Here is a 22,655-nt window from a genome sequence, read left to right as displayed (position 1 = left end):
TGCCTATGCACACCGGTTTTTTTATGGTTTCGCTTCAATCTTTGTGAAAGGCTTCATATACATCCCGCTTTGGCAGCCCACGCGCTTTCGCTACTTCCTTGATCGCCTCTTTAGAAGAAATTTGCTTTTGTTTCATTAATTGAGTGACATGCTGTTCGTATGTCAATTCTTTCCACCATTCGTCCACTTCTGATTCAGCTGGCTCCGGATTGCCTTCAACCACCAGGCAAAATTCACCACGGATGTCATTCGACTCCGCCCAAGCAACCGCTTCTTCCAGGTTTCCTCGAAGGAATTCCTCGAATTTCTTGGTCACTTCCCTGGCCAATACAATCCGCCGATTGCCGCCAAACACGGCCATCAGGCTTTTTAAGCTATCTTTCAAACGATGCGGCGCTTCATAAAATAACAAAGTTTCTTCTTTTCGGCTCAATTTTTCAAGTTCTCCTTGGCGTACTTTCTTATTGCGCGATAGGAACCCGTAAAACAGGAACGGCTGAGGGGTGATACCAGAAGCGATCAATGCGCTGAGTGCCGCATTCGCGCCCGGCACCGGGACGACCGGGTAACCCGCATCGACCGCTTTTTTTACGATGTCTTCCCCTGGGTCGGAAATGCACGGCATGCCGGCATCACTGACCAGTGCCACCGATTTCCCTTCCGCTAGATAACGGAGGATTTTCTCTCCCCCGCTGTCCTGGTTGTGTTCATGATAGCTGACCAAGGGCGTGTCGATGGAAAAATAATTGCAAAGCTTCTTCGTGTTGCGCGTATCTTCCGCTGCAATGACGTCCACTTCTTTCAATAACCGCAACGCGCGCACTGTCATGTCTTCCAAATTGCCGATCGGTGTCGCCACTAAGTAAAGCGTCGTCTGTTCGCCGCTGAAGCTTTTTTGTGATTTCATGTCTGTTCCGCCTTTCCGTCCCGAATATAGGCGATTTTTTCCGCCTTGCTCAATTGTTTAAAGGCATATTCCGCTTTCATCGCTTCCGGCTTTGTTTCGAATGACTCGTGGTAAATGAGCGTCAGCGGGCCGCGGGAGCGCGTATATTTGGCACCTTTTCCGCTTTCATGCTTCGCTAAGCGCTTCTCTAAAGCATTCGTATATCCCGCATAATACGACCCGTCCCCGCATTCAAGTACGTAGAAATAATGCTCATTTTTCGGTTCCATACAACAAGCCCCGCACTTCTTCCGTGTATTCTCCGTCTTCCCCGTAAACGATTAACGGCGGCAATACTTTCAGATCCGGCTTGCCATCTTTGATGCCTTCGATCAATAAGGTATTCGCTTCTTTGCCAGCTTTCGGATAGACGAGCCGGATGCGCTTGGGTTCCAGGCGGTTGGCCCGCATCGCTGCCATGATGTCGATCAAGCGGCCCGCCCGGTGTACGAATGCCGCTTTGCCGCCTTGTTTCAATAACTGGCTCGCAGACCGCACAGCTTCATCCAATGTTAAGTGCAGCTCGTGGCGGGCAATGGCCATATGCTCGCTCAGGTTTTTATCACTCATGTCATGCGCCGGGAAATACGGCGGATTGCAAGTCACCGTATCGAATTTCTCGTAGCCGAGTTGCGCCGGGATTTCCTTCACATCGCCTTCAATGATAGCGATTTGTTCTTCGAGGCCGTTGAATTCGATGCTGCGGCGCGCCATTCCCGCCAGGCGGGGCTGCAATTCAACACCTGTGATGGTCGATTCGGTACGGGCACTCAAAAACAATGGAATTGCCCCGTTGCCCGTGCACAAATCGACGATCCGGCCGCGCTTTTTCGGCACATAGGCAAAACGCGCCAATAACACCGCGTCCAAGGAAAAGGAAAATACCGAAGGGCTCTGGATGATCCGCAAGTTTTCCGCCAGCAAATAATCCAGGCGTTCGTCATCTGTTAACATATTGTTCACTCCTGCCATAATAAAAGGCTGCCGCCACACGGAGTGTCGGAAGCCTGTTGGTTCTATTTCTGTATGATGCCTGCCTTGCCGGTACGTCCTGGTGCTCGGGTCTTAAGTCCATTCCCCTATACGGTCAAAGGATGCCGCTTCGTGAACTCGGCTTATGCCTGTCAGAGCTGTACAGGCACCCTCGCTTTTCTCGTTAGTTTTGCTTATTCAGGAAAGACAAACAAAACAAACAGTCGTCGCCTTTTCTCGAACTGCCGAAATGGACGTTGCAGACGTGGTAGCCTTCGTGGTACAGGCGCGCCAAGTTATCGTAGCCTTCGCCGATATCCATGACGGCTTTCTTCAATTTGACCGGGTCGACTTTTTCCGGTTCCGGCACTTTTTCGTTCAGTTCATCGAGGCGGGCACGCAGATGGTGATTTTCCAGTTGCAGCGCATGATGCTCTTCCATCGTACGCGCTACGACTGTTTTCAAATCACGGAACTGCTCTTGCATCGATTCCAATTGCTGTTCAAAATCCATGACCGTATCCAAAAAGTTCTTTTCTTTCACTGATACCACCACCTCACGCTCTCGTCCCTTGGTTCATGATTTCATCCAATGTATATTCCAGCGTCTGGTCTTGCTCTGCCAGGCGGATTTTCAACACTCTTTCAAGCAAGTTCAAGCTGACCACACGGCCGTTGCCATCTGGCGTCTCGACACGTGCGCCGATATCCGGCATTTCCTTTTTCGCCTGCTCGTATTCGTCGTTCTCATATTTCAGGCAGCACATCAAACGGCCGCACAGCCCGGAGATTTTCGACGGGTTCAATGACAGGTTTTGGTCTTTCGCCATTTTGATCGACACCGGCTCGAAATCGCCGAGGAACGTCGAACAGCAGAGCATGCGCCCGCATGGCCCGATGCCTCCGAGCATTTTTGCTTCGTCGCGCACGCCGATTTGACGCAGTTCGATGCGCGTGCGGAAAATCGATGCCAAGTCTTTCACCAAATTACGGAAATCGACGCGGCCTTCTGCGGTGAAATAGAAAATGACTTTATTGCGGTCGAATGTGTATTCCACATCGACCAGCTTCATATCCAAACGATGTGACTCGATTTTTTCCGTCCCGACTTCAAACGCGCGCTCCGCTTCCGAACGGTTTTCTTCCACTTGCCGGCGGTCGCGCTCAGTGGCGACGCGCACCACTTGCTTGAGCGGCAAGACAACATCGTTCTCCCCGACTTCCTTCACAGGGACGACCACTTTTCCGTATTCAATGCCCCGTGCTGTTTCCACAATGACGTAATCATCTTTTTCGATCAGTGCTTCGCCTGGATCGAAATAATATATTTTACCCGCTTTCTTGAAGCGGACTCCTATTACTTTATACAATTGTTTACCCCTCCTGCAGATTCAGCATTAATTGCTCCATCAACAGTGTCCGGTTCATATTGCGCGGCAATTGCTGTTTGGCTTGTAACACTGCCTGCAACTGCCTGGACAATACATCGAACGAACGTTGAAGCGCCATCTGCTTCCAAGTTTCTTCCATGTCCGGATATGTGCGTGCAGTTTCAAGACCCGCTTTAACTGTCGCGATGTCCCGATATGCAAATAATAACATGTCGAGCCCTCTTTCGGCATCTTCTTTCTCCTTGAACAAAGGCAGCCAGTCAGATTGAATCAAAAGTAATGCCTCGTGGACATTTCCCCCCACCGTTTCGACGAGCTTCAATACCAGTCTCCGCTCCTCGGCAAACTGTTCTTCCTCGCTCAGCCGTTTCGCTTCCTGCTCACTTTGCGTCAGCATGCTAACTGTTGCCGCCATCGAGCCGGTCATGCCATCCACCATCAATCGCTCCATCAGTTTCGGCCGTGACAAGGGCTGGAACGATACTAGCTGGCAGCGCGAGCGAATCGTGCTCATGATGGCATTCAAGCGTTCCGTCAGTAATAGCGCTGTCACATTCGCTTCCGGTTCTTCCAAAAACTTCAACAAGGCATTGGCAGACGAATTATTCATCCGGTCCGCCTGCTCAATCACATAGATTTTGCGCCCGCTGTTCAGCGCCGTCTTGTTCATCGTATAAATCAAATCGCGGATCTGGTCGATTTTGATGTTTTGGCCATCCGGTTCTATGAATAAAATATTCGGGTGATTGCCGCTTTCATACAGTTTGCAGCTGCGGCATGTTTCACATGGAACATTATCGATTGGTGTTTCGCATAATAATAATTTGACAAAAAAATGCGTCAGTTCTTTTTTTCCGGATCCCGAAGGCCCTTCGAGTAGATACGCATGGGCTAATCGGTCATTGGCATATGCCCCTTGCAGCCGCTTCAATACGACTGGCTGCATCTCTTGCAATTCCTCTATGGTTTTGTGCATGATTCCACCTTCAAACTTTGTAAAAAATCCCGTGTTCCAGATGGATCACGGGTAGTGCGGACGAAGAAATGGCTGGCCTGCTGCTTAAAATTGCTGAAACTGTTCGATCGGCAAGACGAAAATCGTCGCGCCGCCCACTTCCACTTCGACCGGATACGGTATATACGAATCCGCATTTCCGCCCATCGGGGAAACCGGCGCCACCATCTGTTCACGCGCACGGCAATTATCGCGGATCAAATCCATCAATTTCGGGACACGGCTATCGTCGACCCCGATCAAAAAGGTGGTATTTCCTGAGCGCAAGAACCCTCCCGTACTGGCAAGCTTGGTAGCCCGGAAATCATTTTTCGTCAACGCGTTGGATAAGCGGTTACTGTCTTGATCCTGTACCACTGCAACGACGAGTTTCATCAGCACTCACTCCTTTTTTGGTTGCTTCTCTATGTATTAGTATAACACGAACGGCGAACGTGCCGTCACATCTTTCCTTTAGGCAATGCGAAAAATTCATGACTATATGCACAAGCCCCTGGATCTTGCCCCATGAAAAAACAGCCCTAAAAGAACAGGGCTGCCGGCAAATTCTTTATTGTTTTTCAACTAAAAAGCGCTGCAAGGCTTCATACGCATCCGCCACCACATCGTCCAATTCGTTTTCTGCATTGATCAGCTGCATGCGTTCCGGGTAACGGCCAAGCAACAGCAAATAGCCTTCCCTCACTTTGTAATGAAACGCCAGTGACTCCTCGTCCAGGCGATTGAATTCACGGCCTTGATCGAGGTCGATGCGCGCAAGCCCCGTTTTCGGGTTGACGTCGAAATACAAAGTCAATTCCGGCATATGCCCTTCGATTGCGAACTCATTGATCGCGAGCACATCATCCAGCCCAAGCCCGCGCGCGTGTCCCTGATAAGCGAGGCTGCTGTCGACAAAACGGTCGCATAACACGATTTTTCCCGCCTCAAGCGCCGGCAACACCCGTTCCACCAAATGCTGGCGCCGCGCCGCTGCATACAAGAGCGCTTCGGTCCGGGCGTCCATCGCCGTATGTGTGCGGTCCAGGATGACTTCGCGTATTTTCTCCGCAATTTCAATGCCTCCCGGCTCACGCGTCGTCACCACTTCAAACCCATCTGCCGTCAAGCGTTCTGCCAGCTTTTTTAACGCAGTCGTCTTGCCCGATCCTTCGCCGCCTTCTAGCGTAATAAAATAACCCATAGTTTCACCTGTTCCCTTGTCTTTTAACTAAAGCACTACCCACTATAACGCAAGAATGGGCTGTTTCACAACTTCCTTTTGGCCTTATTCCTCATCTTCCGCCACTTGATACGCGCGTTCGAACAGTTCCATTTGGCTATCGATCACCTCTTGCCCTTCCATTCTCCGAACATAGCCATAATTGCCTTCCTCGTCCTGTTCACGCGCTTTGACATTATCTTTCAAGCCAAGCTCAAGAATCTCCCACACTTGCTCTTTCACGCGTTTATCCAGGATCGGAAAGAGGATTTCAATACGGTTGTTCAGGTTTCTCGTCATCATATCTGCAGACGACAAAAAGGTCTTCTCCTTGCCGTTCTGGTGAAAATAATACACCCGGCTATGTTCAAGCAAGCGCCCGACAATGCTGCGGACACGGATATTGTCGCTGACTCCCGGAATCCCTGGCCGCAAACAGCAAATGCCGCGAACGATCAAATCGATTTTCACCCCGGCACGTGACGCTTCATACAGTTTCATGATGATGATCTTATCCGTCAATGAATTCATTTTAGCCACGATATGGCCATTGCCATACTTCTTTTCGTAACGGATCTCCGAATCGATCAAATGAAGAATGTCTTTCCTGATCGAAAACGGCGCTACTGATAGGTAATGGAATTCCGGCTTTTCCGTATAACCGCTCAAATAATTGAAGAAATTCGTCGCATCGATGCCAATTTCTTTTTTCGAAGTGAATAAGCTCATATCGGTATAGATTTTTGCCGTCTGGTCGTTGTAATTGCCAGTCCCAAGATGGACAAAGCGCTCGATGCGCCCTTGTTTTTTGCGTACAACGAGAGTGATTTTGCTGTGGGTCTTTAAATGGGTCATGCCGTAAATAACGTGGCAGCCCGCTTTTTCCAGCTCTTTCGCCCAGTGCACATTGTTTTCCTCATCAAAACGCGCCTTTAATTCGACCAGCACCGTCACTTGCTTGCCGTTTTCCGCTGCCCGCTTCAAGGCCTTGATTACTGGGGAATCCCCGCTGACACGGTATAAAGTCTGTTTGATCGCGAGTACATCCGGGTCATCCGCCGCTTCTGAGATAAACTCGACGACCGGCTCGAACGATTCATACGGGTGATGCAAAAAAACATCTTCATCGGTGATTTTAGTAAAGATTGCCTTGCCAGTCTCCATGCCTGCCGGCAATTGCGAAATCTTACCTTCATATACCAAATGCTCCCACACCGGGGCCATCTTCTTGTAGAAACTGAAAAATACCGTCAAATCCAGGAAGCCATCAATTTCGTAGACATCTTGAGGGTGTACTTCCAATTCCTCCATCAAATAGTCCAGAATCACGGGATCCAAGCCGTCTTTTTGCACTTCGAGCCGGACGGCAGCCCCCCATTTGCGTTTTTTCAACTCTTCTTCGATTTCTTTGAGCAAGTCGCGCGCGCCTTCTTCATGTATCGTCATATCCGCATTTCGGGTAATACGGAACACAGTCGTCGACTTGACTTCGTAGCCATGAAACAACTTGCCGATAAAGAAGCCGATAATATCTTCCAGCAACAATAGCTTGCGCGAGCCTCCATTTTCCGGCAATTGGACAAACCGCTCAAGCATTGCCGGCAATTGCACGATGGCTGTACGCCGCCTATATTCGGACTCCGCTTCTTTTGTGGAATCTTCCAGCACTACCGCCAAATTGATGCTTTTGTTCAGTAGCATCGGAAATGGGCGGTACGCATCGATCGCCATCGGGGTCAGTACAGGGAAAATATGCTCGTCGAAATAAGTCTCCAGGGACTGTTGCTGAGCGTCATTCAATTCCCTCACTTTCAGGAAATGAACATGCTCTTTGTGGAGCTTGGGATACAGAATTTTGCGCAAAGTGTCATATTGCAAATTCACCAATTGGTGATTCTTCAAGGCAATTTCACGCAATTGCTGCTTCGGCGTCATCCCCGCCTTGTTCTCAGGCTTATTGAAACCCACCTTCACTTGGTCTTGTAGTCCCGCTACACGCACCATGAAGAACTCGTCCAGATTGGAACTGAAAATCGCCAGGAACTTAAGCTTTTCGAGCAGCGGGTTGCGTGGGTCGAGCGCTTCCTGAAGCACACGCTCGTTGAACGCCAGCCAGCTCAACTCGCGGTTATTATAATATGACGGGTTGTTTAACTGAATCATGTCTTCCTTTTTCTTTCCCACGGCAAAACTCCCCCTCAGGTTTCATTCACTCATGAAAATGGACGGTGATCGCTTTCTTCAATAATTTCTCCAAATGCTTTTTCTGCTTCTCGACCTGGTATTGCTCCGGTTTCCAGTCTTCCCGGCATTGGATGGAGAAAATGAGCTCTTCTTTTTGGGATTCCAACTGGATGTCTTCGACAATATCGCGTTTAGTCGCATTCAAACTGTAAGCGAACTTGATGACTGCCCCGATGATATTGAATTTCTCCAGCTCTTCTTCCGTAAACCAGCCTTCATAGGACGTTGCATTGCGTTTGAACAAGTTCTTGTTTTTATAGGAAGCAAGCAAGGCGACGAGGATGCGTTCTTTATGCAAAAGCCCGTCGATGGTCCGGTTCGCGAGTAAATAGAAGGTATGCTGATTGCTCGATTCAGAGTCAATATACGTCCCAAGATTGTACATGGAACTGCCAAGGCGGATCCATTGGTGATCCTTCTCTGTCAGTGCAAGAAATCCTTGCTTTTGCAATTCCCGGACAATCATTAATGAACTATTGGTCACATGGATGGCATGCGTCAAATTGATGTCGTAGTCGATGGCCAAATCGTAGAAACTCTCCTCAATGACGTTCGGAAACACCGGCATCTCGAAATCTTTGGTCATTTCCTCATAGAACACGCCATCCCGAAGCCCTTTCCGGCTTAAGGCGAAAATCTCAGCATCGATCAACGCCATGAGGCAATTGAACACTTCCACCGCCGGAATGATAATATCCGCCCGGTCCCGCGACAAGCCTTCCACACGCTGCAAATCATCGAATTCCATCGATCCGAGCCATTCATTCGTTTCGTCCACTTCTTTCCGCTTCATCGTATACTGGTGGACACCGGAAAGCGGATAATCGATTTTTTCCTGGTGAATCTGCGCCAAGTTCCGCGCACTGCCCCCGATCCCAATTAACGGCAATTTCTTCCCCTCGATCCAATCGAGCGACAAAAACTGCTGTTCGAGATACTCCCGCAGCGCCTTCAATTCACTGTTTTTCGGTGTATCGCCTTCAATAAACTGCTTCTTCAGCGATAAGGCGCCGAACGGAAAACTGTGGAAATGGATGAGTTCACGGTCTTCGAACAAGGTCAGTTCCGTACTGCCCCCGCCGATATCGACCGTGATGCCGCTTTTATACGACATCGAATTGACCACGGCCAGATACCCGTAATGCGCCTCCTCGTATTCCGATAGGATGCGCATGGTAAAATCCGTCTCTTCCCCGACGCGTTGGATAATGGCTTCCTGGTTCTTCGCTTGCCGGACAGCTGCAGTCGCTACGCATTTAATCGCCTCAAGCTGATGATGGCGTGTCACTTCCTGGAAACTTTTCAAAGTATCGATCAGCACTTGTATACCTTCTTCAGAGAGCGCATTATCGTCCGTTAAATAATTGCGCAGCCGGGCCACAGCCTTGACGTTCTCGCTTTCCGAGAAACGGCCGCTCTTATCCCGCGTATAAATAACTAACCGGATGGTATTCGAGCCGATATCGATAATTGCGTACTTTTCCTGTTCCATACTATTACCCCACCTTCACTTTCGCATATGCTATTGTATACCACCCGCGCGTTCGTTCTACTCACCACGGAATAACGGAAATCAGCTTTTCCGACAAGCGATGTTCCCCTTGGATTTCCGCACCAGCCGCTAGATAATCCGACAGCGCCTCCACTTTTTCAACAGTCCACTTCTCCCCTGCCGTTACCAGCGGAACCCCAGGCGGATAAGGCGTCACCATAGCCGACGAGATCCGGCCGATTGCCTGCGTGTAAGGGACCCATTCCTGCACAGATAAATCCACTTCCTCAAACGACAGCTCAGGTACTGTCACCGGTTTAGCGTTGCCAACACGAAAGGCTGGAGTAAGTTTCTCCAGTAGCCGTACACTGTGCACAGCTTCTTTGATGCGGCTGCGTATTTCTGCATATGGATAAGCATGCCAGGGTTTCGACAATGGCAAAATCAACAATACCTGAAAAGGATCCGCCAACTCCACATAAATACCTGACTGTTCCAATGCTTCTTTCAGCTGAAAGCCCCCCCTATCGTCGACCCGCAGCAATAATTTCAGTGGATCATCCGTCTCCACTACTTCAAGCGCAGGAATCCGCTTGATGCTCGAAATAAAATAAAAGCGTTTCTCAAGAAAATCGCGTTTATCGTGAACAGAATAGTTTTGGATATATGCCCTCGCATCGTCAAGTGAAGCCATTATAGGATAGGAAGGACTGCTCGATTGAAAAATCCGCAAATACTTCCTGATCATTCTTTCCTCCACCAGTTCTCCTGCTACATGCAGATAAGACCCCATCGTCATAGCCGGCAAAGTTTTATGAGCAGATTGAACCACCACATCGGCTCCATACGTCAATGCACTCACAGGGAACGGCTCCCCTACCGCTAGGTGTGCGCCGTGTGCCTCATCAACCAGAACCGGTATATCGCGTCCGTGGCAAAATTCAATAATGGCCTTTAACTCCTTCGAGGCCATGCCATAATAATTGGGATTCGTCAAAACGACCGCTTTTACTGCCGGATACTCATCTATGGCAGCAATGATAGAAGAAAGAGCAACAGCAACCGCACTTTTGGACGCCATATCCCATTCAGGCGCTACGTACACTGGATTTACATGGGCAAGTTCCAGCGCATGGAAAATCGACTTGTGCGAGTTGCGCTGCACAACTACCATGTCCCCTTCCCCGCAGACTGCATGGATCATTGCAAGATTTCCTGCGGTGGACCCATTCACCAGAAAATAGCTTTTTTTCGAACCATATGCGCCTGAAAGCAAATCTTCCGCTTCTTTAATTGCCTCCTTAGGGGCGTGCAAATCATCCAAACCTTCTAGCTCTGTCAGATCATAGGCAAGGGCGGCTTTTAACTCTTTTGGCAACCCCGACAACAAGCCATTTTTATGGCCCGGGACATGAAATGAAATCGGCCGTCTTCTTTGAAATTCCAATAATGAATCCACCAATGGGCGTCTTTGTGTCATAATCTCTGCATCCTCACATTTTTTTCTTAGTTACTTCCATTATACCGAATGCCTGTCTTTTACGAAAAGGAAGGTTCGGTTTCCATCCGACAATACAAAAAAGCCGTTACCGGAATGAACCGGTAACGGCTTTGCTGCTTGCCCAGCGACGTCCTACTCTCACAGGGGGAGACCCCCAACTACCATCGGCGCAAAAGAGCTTAACTTCCGTGTTCGGGATGGGAACGGGTGTGGCCTCTTTGCCATCATCACTGGACTTTTTTGAGCTTGTTCGCTCAAAACTGGATAAATCGACATTGGAAACGCGTTTCAGTTGGTTGGTTAAGTCCTCGATCGATTAGTATTCGTCAGCTGCACGTGTCGCCACGCTTCCACCCCGAACCTATCTACCTCATCGTCTTTGAGGGATCTTACTTGCTTGCGCAATGGGAAATCTCATCTTGAGGGGGGCTTCGTGCTTAGATGCTTTCAGCACTTATCCCGGCCACACATAGCTACCCAGCGATGCTCTTGGCAGAACAACTGGTACACCAGCGGTGTGTCCATCCCGGTCCTCTCGTACTAAGGACAGCTCCTCTCAAATTTCCTGCGCCCGCGACGGATAGGGACCGAACTGTCTCACGACGTTCTGAACCCAGCTCGCGTACCGCTTTAATGGGCGAACAGCCCAACCCTTGGGACCGACTACAGCCCCAGGATGCGATGAGCCGACATCGAGGTGCCAAACCTCCCCGTCGATGTGGACTCTTGGGGGAGATAAGCCTGTTATCCCCGGGGTAGCTTTTATCCGTTGAGCGATGGCCCTTCCATGCGGAACCACCGGATCACTAAGTCCGTCTTTCGACCCTGCTCGACCTGTCCGTCTCGCAGTCAAGCTCCCTTGTGCCTTTACACTCTGCGAATGATTTCCAACCATTCTGAGGGAACCTTTGAGCGCCTCCGTTACTCTTTAGGAGGCGACCGCCCCAGTCAAACTGCCCGCCTGACACTGTCTCCCAAGCCGCTTAGGCTTGTGGGTTAGAAGTTCAATACAACCAGGGTAGTATCCCACCGACGCCTCCCCCGAAGCTGGCGCTCCGGGTTCTCTGGCTCCTACCTATCCTGTACAAGTTGCACCAAAATTCAATATCAGGCTACAGTAAAGCTCCACGGGGTCTTTCCGTCCTGTCGCGGGTAACCTGCATCTTCACAGGTACTATAATTTCACCGAGTCTCTCGTTGAGACAGTGCCCAGATCGTTACGCCTTTCGTGCGGGTCGGAACTTACCCGACAAGGAATTTCGCTACCTTAGGACCGTTATAGTTACGGCCGCCGTTTACTGGGGCTTCGGTTCGCACCTTCGCTTGCGCTAAGCACTCCCCTTAACCTTCCAGCACCGGGCAGGCGTCAGCCCCTATACGTCACCTTACGGTTTTGCAGAGACCTGTGTTTTTGCTAAACAGTCGCCTGGGCCTATTCACTGCGGCTCTCTCGGGCTATTCACCCTACCAGAGCACCCCTTCTCCCGAAGTTACGGGGTCATTTTGCCGAGTTCCTTAACGAGAGTTCACTCGCTCACCTTAGAATTCTCTTCTCGCCTACCTGTGTCGGTTTGCGGTACGGGCACCTCCCGCCTCGCTAGAGGCTTTTCTTGGCAGTGTGAAATCAGGGACTCTGAGGTCAAACCTCTTGCCATCACTGCTTGATGTATACAGAAACGGGATTTGCCTCGTTTCTCATCTCACAACTTGGACGTGCACAACCAACGGCACGCTCACCCTATCCTTCTGCGTCCCCCCATTACTCAAACGGCGGGGAGGTGGTACAGGAATATCAACCTGTTGTCCATCGTCTACGCCTATCGGCCTCGACTTAGGTCCCGACTAACCCTGAGCGGACGAGCCTTCCTCAGGAAACCTTAGGCATTCGGTGGACGGGATTCTCACCCGTCTTTCGTTACTCATACCGGCATTCTCACTTCTAAGCGCTCCACCAGTCCTTCCGGTCTGACTTCACCGCCCTTAGAACGCTCTCCTACCACGGACATCTCAGATGTCCATCCACAGCTTCGGTAATCCGTTTAGCCCCGGTACATTTTCGGCGCAGTGTCACTCGACCAGTGAGCTATTACGCACTCTTTAAATGATGGCTGCTTCTAAGCCAACATCCTGGTTGTCTAAGCAACGCCACATCCTTTTCCACTTAACGGATATTTGGGGACCTTAGCTGGTGGTCTGGGCTGTTTCCCTCTTGACTACGGATCTTATCACTCGCAGTCTGACTCCCAAGCATAAATCACTGGCATTCGGAGTTTGTCTGAATTCGGTAACCCGGGATGGGCCCCTAGTCCAAACAGTGCTCTACCTCCAGGATTCTCTATCTTGAGGCTAGCCCTAAAGCTATTTCGGAGAGAACCAGCTATCTCCAGGTTCGATTGGAATTTCTCCGCTACCCACACCTCATCCCCGCACTTTTCAACGTGCGTGGGTTCGGGCCTCCAGTAAGTGTTACCTTACCTTCACCCTGGACATGGGTAGATCACCTGGTTTCGGGTCTACAACTGCATACTCATTCGCCCTGTTCAGACTCGCTTTCGCTGCGGCTCCGGCTTCTCACCTTAACCTTGCATGCAATCGTAACTCGCCGGTTCATTCTACAAAAGGCACGCTATCACCCATTAACGGGCTCTAACTACTTGTAGGCACACGGTTTCAGGATCTCTTTCACTCCCCTTCCGGGGTGCTTTTCACCTTTCCCTCACGGTACTGGTTCACTATCGGTCACTAGGGAGTATTTAGCCTTGGGAGATGGTCCTCCCGGATTCCGACGGAATTTCACGTGTTCCGCCGTACTCAGGATCCACTCTGGAGGGAATGCACTTTCAGCTACGGGGCTCTTACCCTGTCTCGCGGACCGTTCCAGGTCGCTTCGCCTAATCCATTCCTTTGTAACTCCGTATAGAGTGTCCTACAACCCCAGAAGGCAAGCCTTCTGGTTTGGGCTGTTCCCGTTTCGCTCGCCGCTACTTGGGGAATCGCATTTGCTTTCTCTTCCTTCAGGTACTTAGATGTTTCAGTTCCCTGAGTCTGCCTTCTCATGTGCTATGAATTCACACATGGATACTGCTCCATTACGAACAGTGGGTTTCCCCATTCGGAAATCCCCGGATCACAGCTCACTTACAGCTCCCCGAGGCATATCGGTGTTAGTGCCGTCCTTCTTCGGCTCCTAGTGCCAAGGCATCCACCGTGCGCCCTTATTAACTTAACCACTGAAGGTCAAACAATAAGTTGATCGCTTGAGGCGATCACGCTACTTGATGCTTGTTTCTTAATCAATGTCGATCTATCCAGTTTTCAAAGAACAAGTCTGAAAGCCAATCCTTGCGGAGTGAACCTTCAAAACTGAACGCAAAACGTCAACCCGAACGAAGTTCGGTTCCGATAAAATCCTTAGAAAGGAGGTGATCCAGCCGCACCTTCCGATACGGCTACCTTGTTACGACTTCACCCCAATCATCTGTCCCACCTTCGGCGGCTGGCTCCCATAAGGGTTACCCCACCGACTTCGGGTGTTACAAACTCTCGTGGTGTGACGGGCGGTGTGTACAAGGCCCGGGAACGTATTCACCGCGGCATGCTGATCCGCGATTACTAGCGATTCCGGCTTCATGCAGGCGAGTTGCAGCCTGCAATCCGAACTGAGAACGGTTTTCTGGGATTGGCTCCCCCTCGCGGGTTCGCGACCCTTTGTACCGTCCATTGTAGCACGTGTGTAGCCCAGGTCATAAGGGGCATGATGATTTGACGTCATCCCCACCTTCCTCCGGTTTGTCACCGGCAGTCACCTTAGAGTGCCCAACTGAATGCTGGCAACTAAGATCAAGGGTTGCGCTCGTTGCGGGACTTAACCCAACATCTCACGACACGAGCTGACGACAACCATGCACCACCTGTCACCGCTGTCCCCGAAGGGAAAGCCTTGTCTCCAAGGCGGTCAGCGGGATGTCAAGACCTGGTAAGGTTCTTCGCGTTGCTTCGAATTAAACCACATGCTCCACCGCTTGTGCGGGCCCCCGTCAATTCCTTTGAGTTTCAGCCTTGCGGCCGTACTCCCCAGGCGGAGTGCTTAATGCGTTAGCTGCAGCACTAAGGGGCGGAAACCCCCTAACACTTAGCACTCATCGTTTACGGCGTGGACTACCAGGGTATCTAATCCTGTTTGCTCCCCACGCTTTCGCGCCTCAGCGTCAGTTACAGACCAGAAAGTCGCCTTCGCCACTGGTGTTCCTCCACATCTCTACGCATTTCACCGCTACACGTGGAATTCCACTTTCCTCTTCTGCACTCAAGTCCCCCAGTTTCCAATGACCCTCCACGGTTGAGCCGTGGGCTTTCACATCAGACTTAAAGGACCGCCTGCGCGCGCTTTACGCCCAATAATTCCGGACAACGCTTGCCACCTACGTATTACCGCGGCTGCTGGCACGTAGTTAGCCGTGGCTTTCTGGTGAGGTACCGTCAAGGTACCAGTAGTTACTTGGTACTTGTTCTTCCCTCACAACAGAGTTTTACGATCCGAAAACCTTCTTCACTCACGCGGCGTTGCTCCGTCAGACTTTCGTCCATTGCGGAAGATTCCCTACTGCTGCCTCCCGTAGGAGTCTGGGCCGTGTCTCAGTCCCAGTGTGGCCGATCACCCTCTCAGGTCGGCTACGCATCGTCGCCTTGGTGGGCCGTTACCCCACCAACTAGCTAATGCGCCGCGGGCCCATCCTGCAGTGACAGCCGAAACCGTCTTTCCGTACAGCCTCATGAGAGGCCGCAAACTATTCGGTATTAGCACCGGTTTCCCGGAGTTATCCCGATCTGCAGGGCAGGTTGCCCACGTGTTACTCACCCGTCCGCCGCTAAACCAAAGGAGCAAGCTCCAATGGTTCCGCTCGACTTGCATGTATTAGGCACGCCGCCAGCGTTCGTCCTGAGCCAGGATCAAACTCTCCATTATAGAGTAGTATTGATTGCTCAATAGTTGCTGGCGCATCGCCGTCTCGAAAGACGCGCGATTCGCTTTGATCTGCATACGCTGATCAGTAGTTTTTTTGCTCCGATCGCCCAAGGGCGACCCTCGCAAATATGGTTTCTCGCGCTAAGCGCTCGAAACATATTCGTTGACGTTTTGCTGTTCAGTTTTCAAGGTTCATGTTTGCTGTCGTTCCTGACGACTCTTACTATATTAAAGCACGTCCTTTAGAAAGTCAACACTTTTGGTAAATTAAATTATATTTAAAAACCTTTCTTTATCCTTTCCTCTTTTCTAACAAGAAAAAGAAGTCATTCAACCCTTTTAATTAGGAGGGTTTAAATGACTTCCTTCTATATAGCTCCATTTAAATCGAAACGGAATAATTATACAAATATCATTATTTGTCAGAATATTTTCCATTTATCGAGAGCTCAGGAAAGCTCGCGCCGTCCTTCGAGTGCTTTGGAAAGCGTCACTTCATCTGCATACTCCAAATCGCCGCCTACAGGAAGCCCGTGAGCAATCCGTGTCGTCCGGATGCCGGATGGCCTTACCAATCGCGAAATATACATCGCGGTAGCTTCGCCCTCAATCGTTGGGTTGGTCGCCAAAATCAACTCTTTCACTTCTTCATCTTGAAGCCGGGTCAGGAGTGATGGCACATTGATATCTTCTGGACCAATTCCATCCATCGGTGAAATAGCGCCTTGGAGCACATGGTAAAGCCCTGTGTAATCGCGCATCTTTTCCATGGCGATGACGTCTTTCGGGTCTTGGACCACACAGATCATTGAACGGTCACGGCTTGTATCCTGGCAAATCCGGCACGGGTCGACATCTGTGATATGTCCGCAGACTGAGCAAAAACTCAAATTACGTTTGGCATCGACCAATGCTTTCGCAAAATCAAGCACTGTGTCTTCTTTCATTCCGAGCACAAAAAATGCCAGCCGGGCCGCTGTTTTCGGCCCGATCCCTGGCAACTTCATGAAGCTCTCCATCAGTTTGGAAATCGGTTCCGGGTAGTGCATTGTCGCTTACCTCCTAGAACATGCCGGGGATATTCAATCCTTTTGTGAATTTACCCATTGTAGAGTTCGCATGCTCATCCGCTTTTTTAAACGCTTCGTTTGTCGCAACGATCAATGTATCTTGCAGCATCTCAACATCTTCTGGATCTACGACTGCTGGATCCAAGGCAATATCAAGAACTTCTTTATGTCCGGAAACTGTTACTTTAACCATTCCGCCGCCTGCTGTTCCTTCAAATTTCAATGTGCCGAGCTCTTCTTGAGCCTCCGCCATTTGTTTTTGCATTTTCTGCATTTGTTTCATCATGCCTTGCATATTTCCTCCACCACGCATAATTGGTTCCTCCTCAAATTTTGTATTCGTTAATCATCATGGACTTCGACAAAACCTTTGCCGAAGAGCCGCTCCGCCTCAGAGACGAATGGATCTTCTTCAGGGCTTGTACCGTCACCGGAAAACGGATTCTCTTCCTGTCCTTCCGGTTCCTGAGCGCCGCCATCATTTTTCAAGCCGCCGTTGCGGATAAACTCTTCACGGATTTTCAGCCAATTGGCGTCCGGTACATAAACTGGCGTATAAGCCTTGCCTGTATACTGCTCGAGCAACTGGCTGAACGCAGCCGCAAAAGTCTGATTTTCAGAAGCCATCTGGCAATGAATATCATACTTGAATTTTAACACAAAAGCATCTGGGGATGCCGCTACTGGCTCGGCATCGTTGAGCAATGCAGAATGCGAGCGCTGCAATTGCCCCATTACTGTCGCCCAATTGGTTTTGATCGCCTGGATGTCCGGTTTCGTCGCATTTTTCAGCACTTCCTGAATGCGGCCGGTTGGAATTTTAAAGGCACTTTGCGAACGCTGGCGCTTTTTCTGTTCTGCTTGCGGTGCAGCACTAGCTGCCCCTCCGCCTTCTTTCAGTTGTTGCTGCAACTCACGCACCAATTGCTCAAGGCTCGTGACTTTTGCTTCAAGTTCAGGAGACGGCGCCCCTACCCCGATGGTTTGCACTGGGGCGTCTGCTTGCACCATTTTCAGGAGTGCGGTTTCCATATAAATTTTCGTATGGTTTGAGAAACGCATCTCCTGCTGGGTCTTCGTTAAAATATCGATCCAGTTATAGAGCGTCGACGCTTCAAACTGTTCCGCCAGCTCTTCGAAACGCGGTTCGAAGGCAGCGAGCTCGAGCATATCGCGCAACCCTGGCGCCGTTTGGATCAGCAATAGGTCGCGGAAGAAGGTAATGAAATCCTCCACTAAGCGCACCGGGTCTTTTCCGTCACGCACCAATTGCTCAAGTAGGGTCAATGCTTGGCCGACGTCCTTCTTCAACAGCGCTTCGGCAATGCCGTAAAACATATCCTGGCTGATGGAGCCCGTGACGAGAAGCGCATCTTCAATGGTCATTTCATCGCCGCTGAACGACACCACCTGGTCGAGCAAACTGAGCGCATCACGCATGCCGCCCGCTGCTGCCTGGGCGATAATTTTCAGCACTTGTTCATTATAAGGAATCTTGGCATCTTCCAAGACGGTGATCATGCGTGCAACGATGTCCGCTTGCGTATGCGATTTGAAATCAAAGCGCTGGCAGCGGGAGATGATGGTCAGCGGCAATTTATGCGGTTCGGTCGTCGCCAAAATGAAGACGACGTGTTCCGGCGGTTCTTCCAATGTTTTCAACAACGCGTTGAAAGCGCTGTTCGACAGCATATGCACTTCATCAATGATATATACCTTGAAGCGGGAATTGGCTGGAGAAAAACGCACTTTCTCGATGATTTCCCGCATTTCCTCGACCCGGGAATTGGAAGCTGCATCGAATTCGATGACATCGGTATTCGAGCCTTCGTCGATGCTCCGGCAAGAAGAACATTCATTGCACGGTTCTGCCGCAGGGGCTTGTTCACAATTCAGCGCCTTGGCGAAAATTTTCGCCGCACTTGTCTTCCCTGTACCCCGGGGCCCTGAGAATAAATACGCGTGGGTCGTTTTATCATAAAGGAGAGCATTCTGAAGGGTTTGTTTGACATGCGTCTGGCCGGTCATTTCCGAGAAAGTCCGCGGTCTGTACACACGGTAAAAAGCTTGATACGCCACCTGGTTCTCCCCTTTTAAAAAGTCTTTGTTCCGTCCTCTTATTGTACCATAAAACGGGCATGTCCCCGAATCATTTCACCGGGCCGGCCGCTTTCTTGGACAGAAAAAAACCTGCCCGCAAACTGCGGACAGGTTTGGATCATTTAGGTTAAGCCGTGCACCTTTCTTCGACTGCTGTACACAAGCGTTACTCATGTCGTTGGCTCGATCTAGGCAACCCCGCGGCACATAGAAAGTACCACTTAATGCTGCTTCCTTCCGGACCTGACATGGTTCATGGGTTTCCATTGCGCAGGACCCAGATGTCAACACTACGTGCATGAGGCAGACCTTGCATACAAACAGCCTCAGAAAGGAATTCAGTCCTGCTAGAGCGGATTGCAGGTTACAGGACACCGCTACCTTCCCACCTAGCACGGCATTTACTAGTATACGGAGTGATAGAGGAAAAATCAAACATAAAGTTAAGAACGGCATAAAACAGCTGCCTAGCCCCCCTTTCTCTCACCGTTTTCTATATTTTTGAGTAAAAAACGATTTTTTCTTTCAAAACTGTTGACGCATTTTTAAAACCGTGATAAATTATATCTTGTCCAACACGGAGGAATACCCAAGTTTGGCTGAAGGGATCGGTCTTGAAAACCGACAGGGGAGTCAAATCCCGCGGGGGTTCGAATCCCTCTTCCTCCTCCATTTTTTGAATAACTACGCGCATGTAGATAGAGATTGATTCGTTGCTCCGGTAACGAATTTTTCTTAACAACCATGTGTCTGAATATTATAAAAAACCCACAGATCAACTCTGTGGGTTTTTTGTTGTCTTCATTTCCTGGGAAATAAAAAAGAACGGAGACGATTCCCCGTTCTTTTTTAGCGTTTTAGTACAGCTGTCTGCTGCATGAACTTGCCGATGCGTTCAACAATCTGCTCTGAACAATCAGGATCGTTCATCAAATCGTAATCATTGATGTTGAGGCGCAGTACCGGGCAAGCGTTGAACGAGTCGATCCAGCGTTCATAACGTTCATGCATTTCCAGCCAGTATTCGACTGGTGTCTGCTGCTCCATTGTACGGCCGCGTTCTTGGATGCGACCTAGGATATCCTCGATTGACCCTTCCAGATAGATCAACAAATCCGGATGTGGGAAATACGGCGTCATGACCATCGCATCGAATAAATTCGTATATGTTTCGTAATCGACTTCATTCATCGTGCCTTTTTCCTGGTGCATTTTCGCAAAAATGCCGGTGTCTTCATAAATCGAGCGGTCTTGGATAAAGCCGCCGCCGTATTCGAACATGCGCTTTTGCTCCTTGAAGCGCTCTGCCAGGAAATAGATTTGCAGATGGAAACTCCACTTCTCGAAATCGTCATAAAACAAATCCAGATACGGATTGCCGTCCACATTTTCAAAAGAAGTACGGAATTGCAATGAGTCCGCAAGTGCTTTCGTCATCGTCGATTTTCCGACGCCGACCGTTCCAGCGATGGTGATGACAGCATCTTTCGGGATGCCGTACTTATCTCGTAAATTCTCGTTCATATTGATAAGCTCCTTTTTTCAAGCGTTCCTTCGACCTGCCCGAGAATCACTTCGAGGTCGGAATGATTCTGCACAAAATCGAGTTGGTCCCCATTAAAACGCAAGACCGGGATTTCCGGATGCTCACGCTCGAAACGTTCGATGAATTCGTGGTAATCTGCAGACAATTGCTCCATGTAATCCGGCGTGATCATCTGCTCGAATTCTCGGCCGCGCAATTTAATGCGCTTCATCAAGGTATCGAGGCTCGCGTGCAAATAAATAACCATATTCGGCTTCGGCATATCAGCCGTCAGGATTTTATAGATCGCTTCGTATTTGGCGTATTCTTCTTCAGGCAGCGTGCGTTTGGCGAAGATCAAGTTTTTGAAGATGTGATAATCCGCAACGACCGGCTCCTGATTGGAGATGAATTTCTTTTGGATATCGCTCAATTGCTTATAGCGATTGCATAGGAAGAACATTTCCGTCTGGAAACTCCACTCCTCGATATCCTCGTAAAATTTATTCAAAAACGGATTTTCATCCACGATTTCCTTCAGCAATTGAAATTGATGTTGTTCTGAAAGTGCTTTCGTCAGCGAGGTTTTCCCCACTCCGATCGGACCTTCTACGGTGATAAATGGCACCGGCACAAGAAGTCCCCCTTCTTCGATTCAAGTGAAATGCAATGCCATTTATTTTACCATAACCGCGATACTAAAAGTAGAGCCAAATGGTGTTCAAAAATGTATACGCTTGGTAGTTCTTTGTCAGGATGAAAAGATGATACACTGAAAGCTAGGGAGCGATGAATCATGAACGGAATGGAAAAAGACCATTATTTTATGGGGTTGGCCATTGAAGAAGCCCAAAAAGCCGCGGCGAAAGGCGAGGTACCGATCGGCGCGGTCATTGTGCAAGGCGACCGTGTCATTGCGCGTGCCCACAATTTGCGTGAAACGACGCGCAATGCGGTGACACATGCCGAATTGCTCGCCATCCAGCAAGCGTGTGAAGCGCTCGACAATTGGCGCCTTGAAAACACAAAGCTTTACGTTACGTTAGAGCCTTGCCCGATGTGCGCCGGCGCCATTTTGCAGTCGCGCATCCCGCATATCGTCTATGGCGCGCGTGATAGCAAGGCAGGCTGCGTCGATTCGTTGTATAGACTACTGAACGACGAGCGCTTCAACCATCAATGCGAAGTAACGGAAAACGTCATGGCGGATGAATGCGGCGGCTTGCTCACCCAGTTCTTCCGCGATTTGCGCAAACGCAATAAAGAAAAACGGAAAACCCAAGCCTAGGGTTTTCCGTTTTTCTATGCCAAAAATTCCTTGATCAGCCGGTTAACGATAACTGGTTGCTCATGATGCACCCAATGTGTCGCTTCGCCCACCCAGACAAGTTCTGCATCCTCACAAAACTCCAGGCTTTCTTTGGCGAGCATCGGCGATAAGAACTGGTCTCCTATCCCCCACAAAATGCGCACCGGGGTTTCGATCGGTCTTTTCGGAACTTGATTGAGGCTGCCTTTGCGAAGTGCCCTGTACCAATTGAGCATACCTGTCAAAGCATCGGGCTGGCTCCAGGCTTCCCGATATCGATCCAACTCTTGTTCCGTAAAGGCGGACGGTCTTGCCGTCCCTTTCATCGCCTGTTTCATCGATTCGAAATCATTTGCCGCCATCAGCTTTTCCGGCACTTCCGGGAGTTGGAAAAACGCCATATACGAGCTTTTCACCCATTGCACCGGATTTTTCATCATGACGCGCGGCATCGCTGCAGGATGAGGAATATTGATGGCGATGAGCTTTTTGACGTATACCGGCTTGCTTGCAGCCAAATGCCACGCCACTGCCCCTCCCCAGTCATGGCCGACGATAAATGCCGAAGTTTCCCCAAATGCTTCAATCAAGCCAACAATATCATCACGCAGTTGATCAATTGTGTAGTCTTCAATACGTTCAGGCTTGTCACTTAGATTATATCCACGCTGATCCGGGGCCACTACGCGATAACCCGATGCAGCTAGTTCTTCCATTTGGTGATGGAATCCATAAGAGAATTCCGGAAACCCGTGCAATAATACGACCAACTCCCCCTCTTCCGGCCCGGCTGCCGCTACGTGAAGCCGGATGCCATTCGTTTCTACAAAGTGAAAATCCACTTCTTGCATATTCACCGCCCCTTTTCCCTGTTTTTAATTATCTACCCTTTCTCCACGAAAAAAAGACCCGAAATGCATTCG

General features: G+C 49.9%; 18 protein-coding genes, 1 tRNA gene, 3 rRNA genes and 1 other RNA gene. 2 read left to right on the top strand and 21 right to left on the bottom strand.

Annotated features, from left to right (window positions below):
- Nucleotides 1–34: 34 nt before the first annotated feature.
- The 18 genes from rsmI to ffs all read right to left on the bottom strand — a co-directional run bounded on the left by rsmI (nt 35) and on the right by ffs (nt 19,296).
- Nucleotides 35–907: a 16S rRNA (cytidine(1402)-2'-O)-methyltransferase gene (gene rsmI / locus BBI15_RS00195; RefSeq protein WP_068871220.1), complete on the bottom strand. Its 873-nt coding sequence runs from the start codon at nt 905–907 to the stop codon at nt 35–37.
- Nucleotides 904–1,176: a GIY-YIG nuclease family protein gene (locus tag BBI15_RS00190; protein ID WP_068871217.1), complete on the bottom strand. Its 273-nt coding sequence runs from the start codon at nt 1,174–1,176 to the stop codon at nt 904–906. Before BBI15_RS00190 ends, rsmI begins: the two co-directional genes overlap by 4 nt.
- The gene (locus BBI15_RS00185; protein ID WP_068871215.1) at nt 1,160–1,900 is read right to left on the bottom strand and encodes a tRNA1(Val) (adenine(37)-N6)-methyltransferase; all 741 of its coding nucleotides are present in this window, start codon (nt 1,898–1,900) and stop codon (nt 1,160–1,162) included. Before BBI15_RS00185 ends, BBI15_RS00190 begins: the two co-directional genes overlap by 17 nt.
- A gap of 202 nt (nt 1,901–2,102) precedes the next feature.
- A complete protein-coding gene (yabA, locus tag BBI15_RS00180) occupies nt 2,103–2,462 on the bottom strand; it encodes a DNA replication initiation control protein YabA (RefSeq protein WP_058382242.1) in 360 nt (119 codons plus the stop codon).
- A gap of 13 nt (nt 2,463–2,475) precedes the next feature.
- On the bottom strand, nt 2,476–3,288 hold the full coding sequence (locus BBI15_RS00175) for a PSP1 domain-containing protein (protein ID WP_068871213.1): 813 nt from the start codon (nt 3,286–3,288) through the stop codon (nt 2,476–2,478).
- Nucleotides 3,289–3,292: 4 nt separating this feature from the next.
- Complete coding sequence (gene holB, locus BBI15_RS00170) at nt 3,293–4,285, bottom strand: DNA polymerase III subunit delta' (RefSeq protein WP_068871211.1); 993 nt, start codon at nt 4,283–4,285, stop codon at nt 3,293–3,295.
- Nucleotides 4,286–4,369: 84 nt separating this feature from the next.
- Nucleotides 4,370–4,699 carry a cyclic-di-AMP receptor gene (locus BBI15_RS00165; RefSeq protein ID WP_058382245.1) on the bottom strand — a complete coding sequence of 110 codons (330 nt, stop codon included), beginning with the start codon at nt 4,697–4,699 and terminating at the stop codon, nt 4,370–4,372.
- A 175-nt stretch (nt 4,700–4,874) separates the two neighbouring features.
- A complete protein-coding gene (gene tmk, locus BBI15_RS00160) occupies nt 4,875–5,507 on the bottom strand; it encodes a dTMP kinase (protein WP_068871208.1) in 633 nt (210 codons plus the stop codon).
- Nucleotides 5,508–5,591: 84 nt separating this feature from the next.
- Complete coding sequence (locus BBI15_RS00155) at nt 5,592–7,709, bottom strand: RNA degradosome polyphosphate kinase (protein WP_257785643.1); 2,118 nt, start codon at nt 7,707–7,709, stop codon at nt 5,592–5,594.
- 25 nt (nt 7,710–7,734) lie between these two features.
- The gene (ppx, locus tag BBI15_RS00150) at nt 7,735–9,261 is read right to left on the bottom strand and encodes an exopolyphosphatase (RefSeq protein WP_068871206.1); all 1,527 of its coding nucleotides are present in this window, start codon (nt 9,259–9,261) and stop codon (nt 7,735–7,737) included.
- Nucleotides 9,262–9,322: 61 nt separating this feature from the next.
- Entirely contained in the window at nt 9,323–10,741 is a 1,419-nt protein-coding gene (locus BBI15_RS00145; RefSeq protein ID WP_068871204.1) for an aminotransferase class I/II-fold pyridoxal phosphate-dependent enzyme, read from the bottom strand.
- Nucleotides 10,742–10,881: 140 nt separating this feature from the next.
- A 5S ribosomal RNA gene (gene rrf, locus BBI15_RS00140) occupies nt 10,882–10,997 on the bottom strand.
- 61 nt (nt 10,998–11,058) lie between these two features.
- Nucleotides 11,059–13,991 (bottom strand): 23S ribosomal RNA (locus BBI15_RS00135).
- Between the two features lie 186 nt (nt 13,992–14,177).
- Nucleotides 14,178–15,728, bottom strand: a 16S ribosomal RNA gene (locus BBI15_RS00130).
- The 16S, 23S and 5S rRNA genes sit together here, the layout of an rRNA operon.
- Nucleotides 15,729–16,177: 449 nt before the next feature.
- The gene (gene recR, locus BBI15_RS00125) at nt 16,178–16,777 is read right to left on the bottom strand and encodes a recombination mediator RecR (protein WP_068871203.1); all 600 of its coding nucleotides are present in this window, start codon (nt 16,775–16,777) and stop codon (nt 16,178–16,180) included.
- Nucleotides 16,778–16,790: 13 nt separating this feature from the next.
- Nucleotides 16,791–17,111, bottom strand: coding sequence for a YbaB/EbfC family nucleoid-associated protein (locus BBI15_RS00120; RefSeq protein WP_058382250.1), 321 nt, complete (start codon nt 17,109–17,111; stop codon nt 16,791–16,793).
- Nucleotides 17,112–17,140: 29 nt separating this feature from the next.
- Nucleotides 17,141–18,877 (bottom strand): DNA polymerase III subunit gamma/tau, encoded by a 1,737-nt coding sequence (gene dnaX / locus BBI15_RS00115; RefSeq protein WP_068871201.1) that lies wholly within the window; start codon nt 18,875–18,877, stop codon nt 17,141–17,143.
- A 153-nt stretch (nt 18,878–19,030) separates the two neighbouring features.
- An RNA gene (ffs, locus tag BBI15_RS00110) (signal recognition particle sRNA large type) lies at nt 19,031–19,296 on the bottom strand.
- Nucleotides 19,297–19,477: 181 nt separating this feature from the next.
- Between ffs and BBI15_RS00105 the strand changes: the two genes are divergently transcribed.
- Nucleotides 19,478–19,570 (top strand) — tRNA-Ser (locus BBI15_RS00105).
- A 177-nt stretch (nt 19,571–19,747) separates the two neighbouring features.
- On the opposite strand, the gene BBI15_RS00100 is transcribed toward BBI15_RS00105, so the two are convergent.
- On the bottom strand, nt 19,748–20,422 hold the full coding sequence (locus tag BBI15_RS00100) for a deoxynucleoside kinase (RefSeq protein WP_068871199.1): 675 nt from the start codon (nt 20,420–20,422) through the stop codon (nt 19,748–19,750).
- Nucleotides 20,419–21,057, bottom strand: coding sequence for a deoxynucleoside kinase (locus tag BBI15_RS00095; RefSeq protein ID WP_068871197.1), 639 nt, complete (start codon nt 21,055–21,057; stop codon nt 20,419–20,421). The genes BBI15_RS00100 and BBI15_RS00095 overlap by 4 nt, the downstream gene beginning before the upstream one ends.
- Nucleotides 21,058–21,219: 162 nt before the next feature.
- Here BBI15_RS00095 and tadA point away from each other — a divergent pair, with 162 nt between their 5' ends.
- Nucleotides 21,220–21,711: a tRNA adenosine(34) deaminase TadA gene (gene tadA / locus BBI15_RS00090; protein ID WP_157101603.1), complete on the top strand. Its 492-nt coding sequence runs from the start codon at nt 21,220–21,222 to the stop codon at nt 21,709–21,711.
- A gap of 14 nt (nt 21,712–21,725) precedes the next feature.
- Here the strand turns inward: tadA and BBI15_RS00085 are convergent, their stop codons facing one another.
- Nucleotides 21,726–22,583 carry an alpha/beta fold hydrolase gene (locus BBI15_RS00085; RefSeq protein ID WP_068871196.1) on the bottom strand — a complete coding sequence of 286 codons (858 nt, stop codon included), beginning with the start codon at nt 22,581–22,583 and terminating at the stop codon, nt 21,726–21,728.
- Between the last annotated feature and the right edge of the window lie 72 nt (nt 22,584–22,655).

It is taken from the genome of Planococcus plakortidis (assembly GCF_001687605.2).
Taxonomy (GTDB): Bacteria; Bacillota; Bacilli; order Bacillales_A; family Planococcaceae; genus Planococcus; species Planococcus plakortidis.
Note: the sequence above shows the minus strand (reverse complement) of the source record. Positions and strands in the feature narration are given on the sequence as shown.

Bases quoted from the DNA above. Each gene is read 5' to 3' on its own strand.
- rsmI (WP_068871220.1), bottom strand. From the start codon at position 907: ATGAAATCACAAAAAAGCTTCAGCGGCGAACAGACGACGCTTTACTTA.
- BBI15_RS00190 (WP_068871217.1), bottom strand. From the start codon at position 1,176: ATGGAACCGAAAAATGAGCATTATTTCTACGTACTTGAATGCGGGGAC.
- BBI15_RS00185 (WP_068871215.1), bottom strand. From the start codon at position 1,900: ATGTTAACAGATGACGAACGCCTGGATTATTTGCTGGCGGAAAACTTG.
- holB (WP_068871211.1), bottom strand. From the start codon at position 4,285: ATGCACAAAACCATAGAGGAATTGCAAGAGATGCAGCCAGTCGTATTG.
- BBI15_RS00165 (WP_058382245.1), bottom strand. From the start codon at position 4,699: ATGAAACTCGTCGTTGCAGTGGTACAGGATCAAGACAGTAACCGCTTA.
- tmk (WP_068871208.1), bottom strand. From the start codon at position 5,507: ATGGGTTATTTTATTACGCTAGAAGGCGGCGAAGGATCGGGCAAGACG.
- ppx (WP_068871206.1), bottom strand. From the start codon at position 9,261: ATGGAACAGGAAAAGTACGCAATTATCGATATCGGCTCGAATACCATC.
- BBI15_RS00145 (WP_068871204.1), bottom strand. From the start codon at position 10,741: ATGACACAAAGACGCCCATTGGTGGATTCATTATTGGAATTTCAAAGA.
- recR (WP_068871203.1), bottom strand. From the start codon at position 16,777: ATGCACTACCCGGAACCGATTTCCAAACTGATGGAGAGCTTCATGAAG.
- BBI15_RS00120 (WP_058382250.1), bottom strand. From the start codon at position 17,111: ATGCGTGGTGGAGGAAATATGCAAGGCATGATGAAACAAATGCAGAAA.
- BBI15_RS00100 (WP_068871199.1), bottom strand. From the start codon at position 20,422: ATGAACGAGAATTTACGAGATAAGTACGGCATCCCGAAAGATGCTGTC.
- tadA (WP_157101603.1), top strand. From the start codon at position 21,220: ATGAACGGAATGGAAAAAGACCATTATTTTATGGGGTTGGCCATTGAA.
- BBI15_RS00085 (WP_068871196.1), bottom strand. From the start codon at position 22,583: ATGCAAGAAGTGGATTTTCACTTTGTAGAAACGAATGGCATCCGGCTT.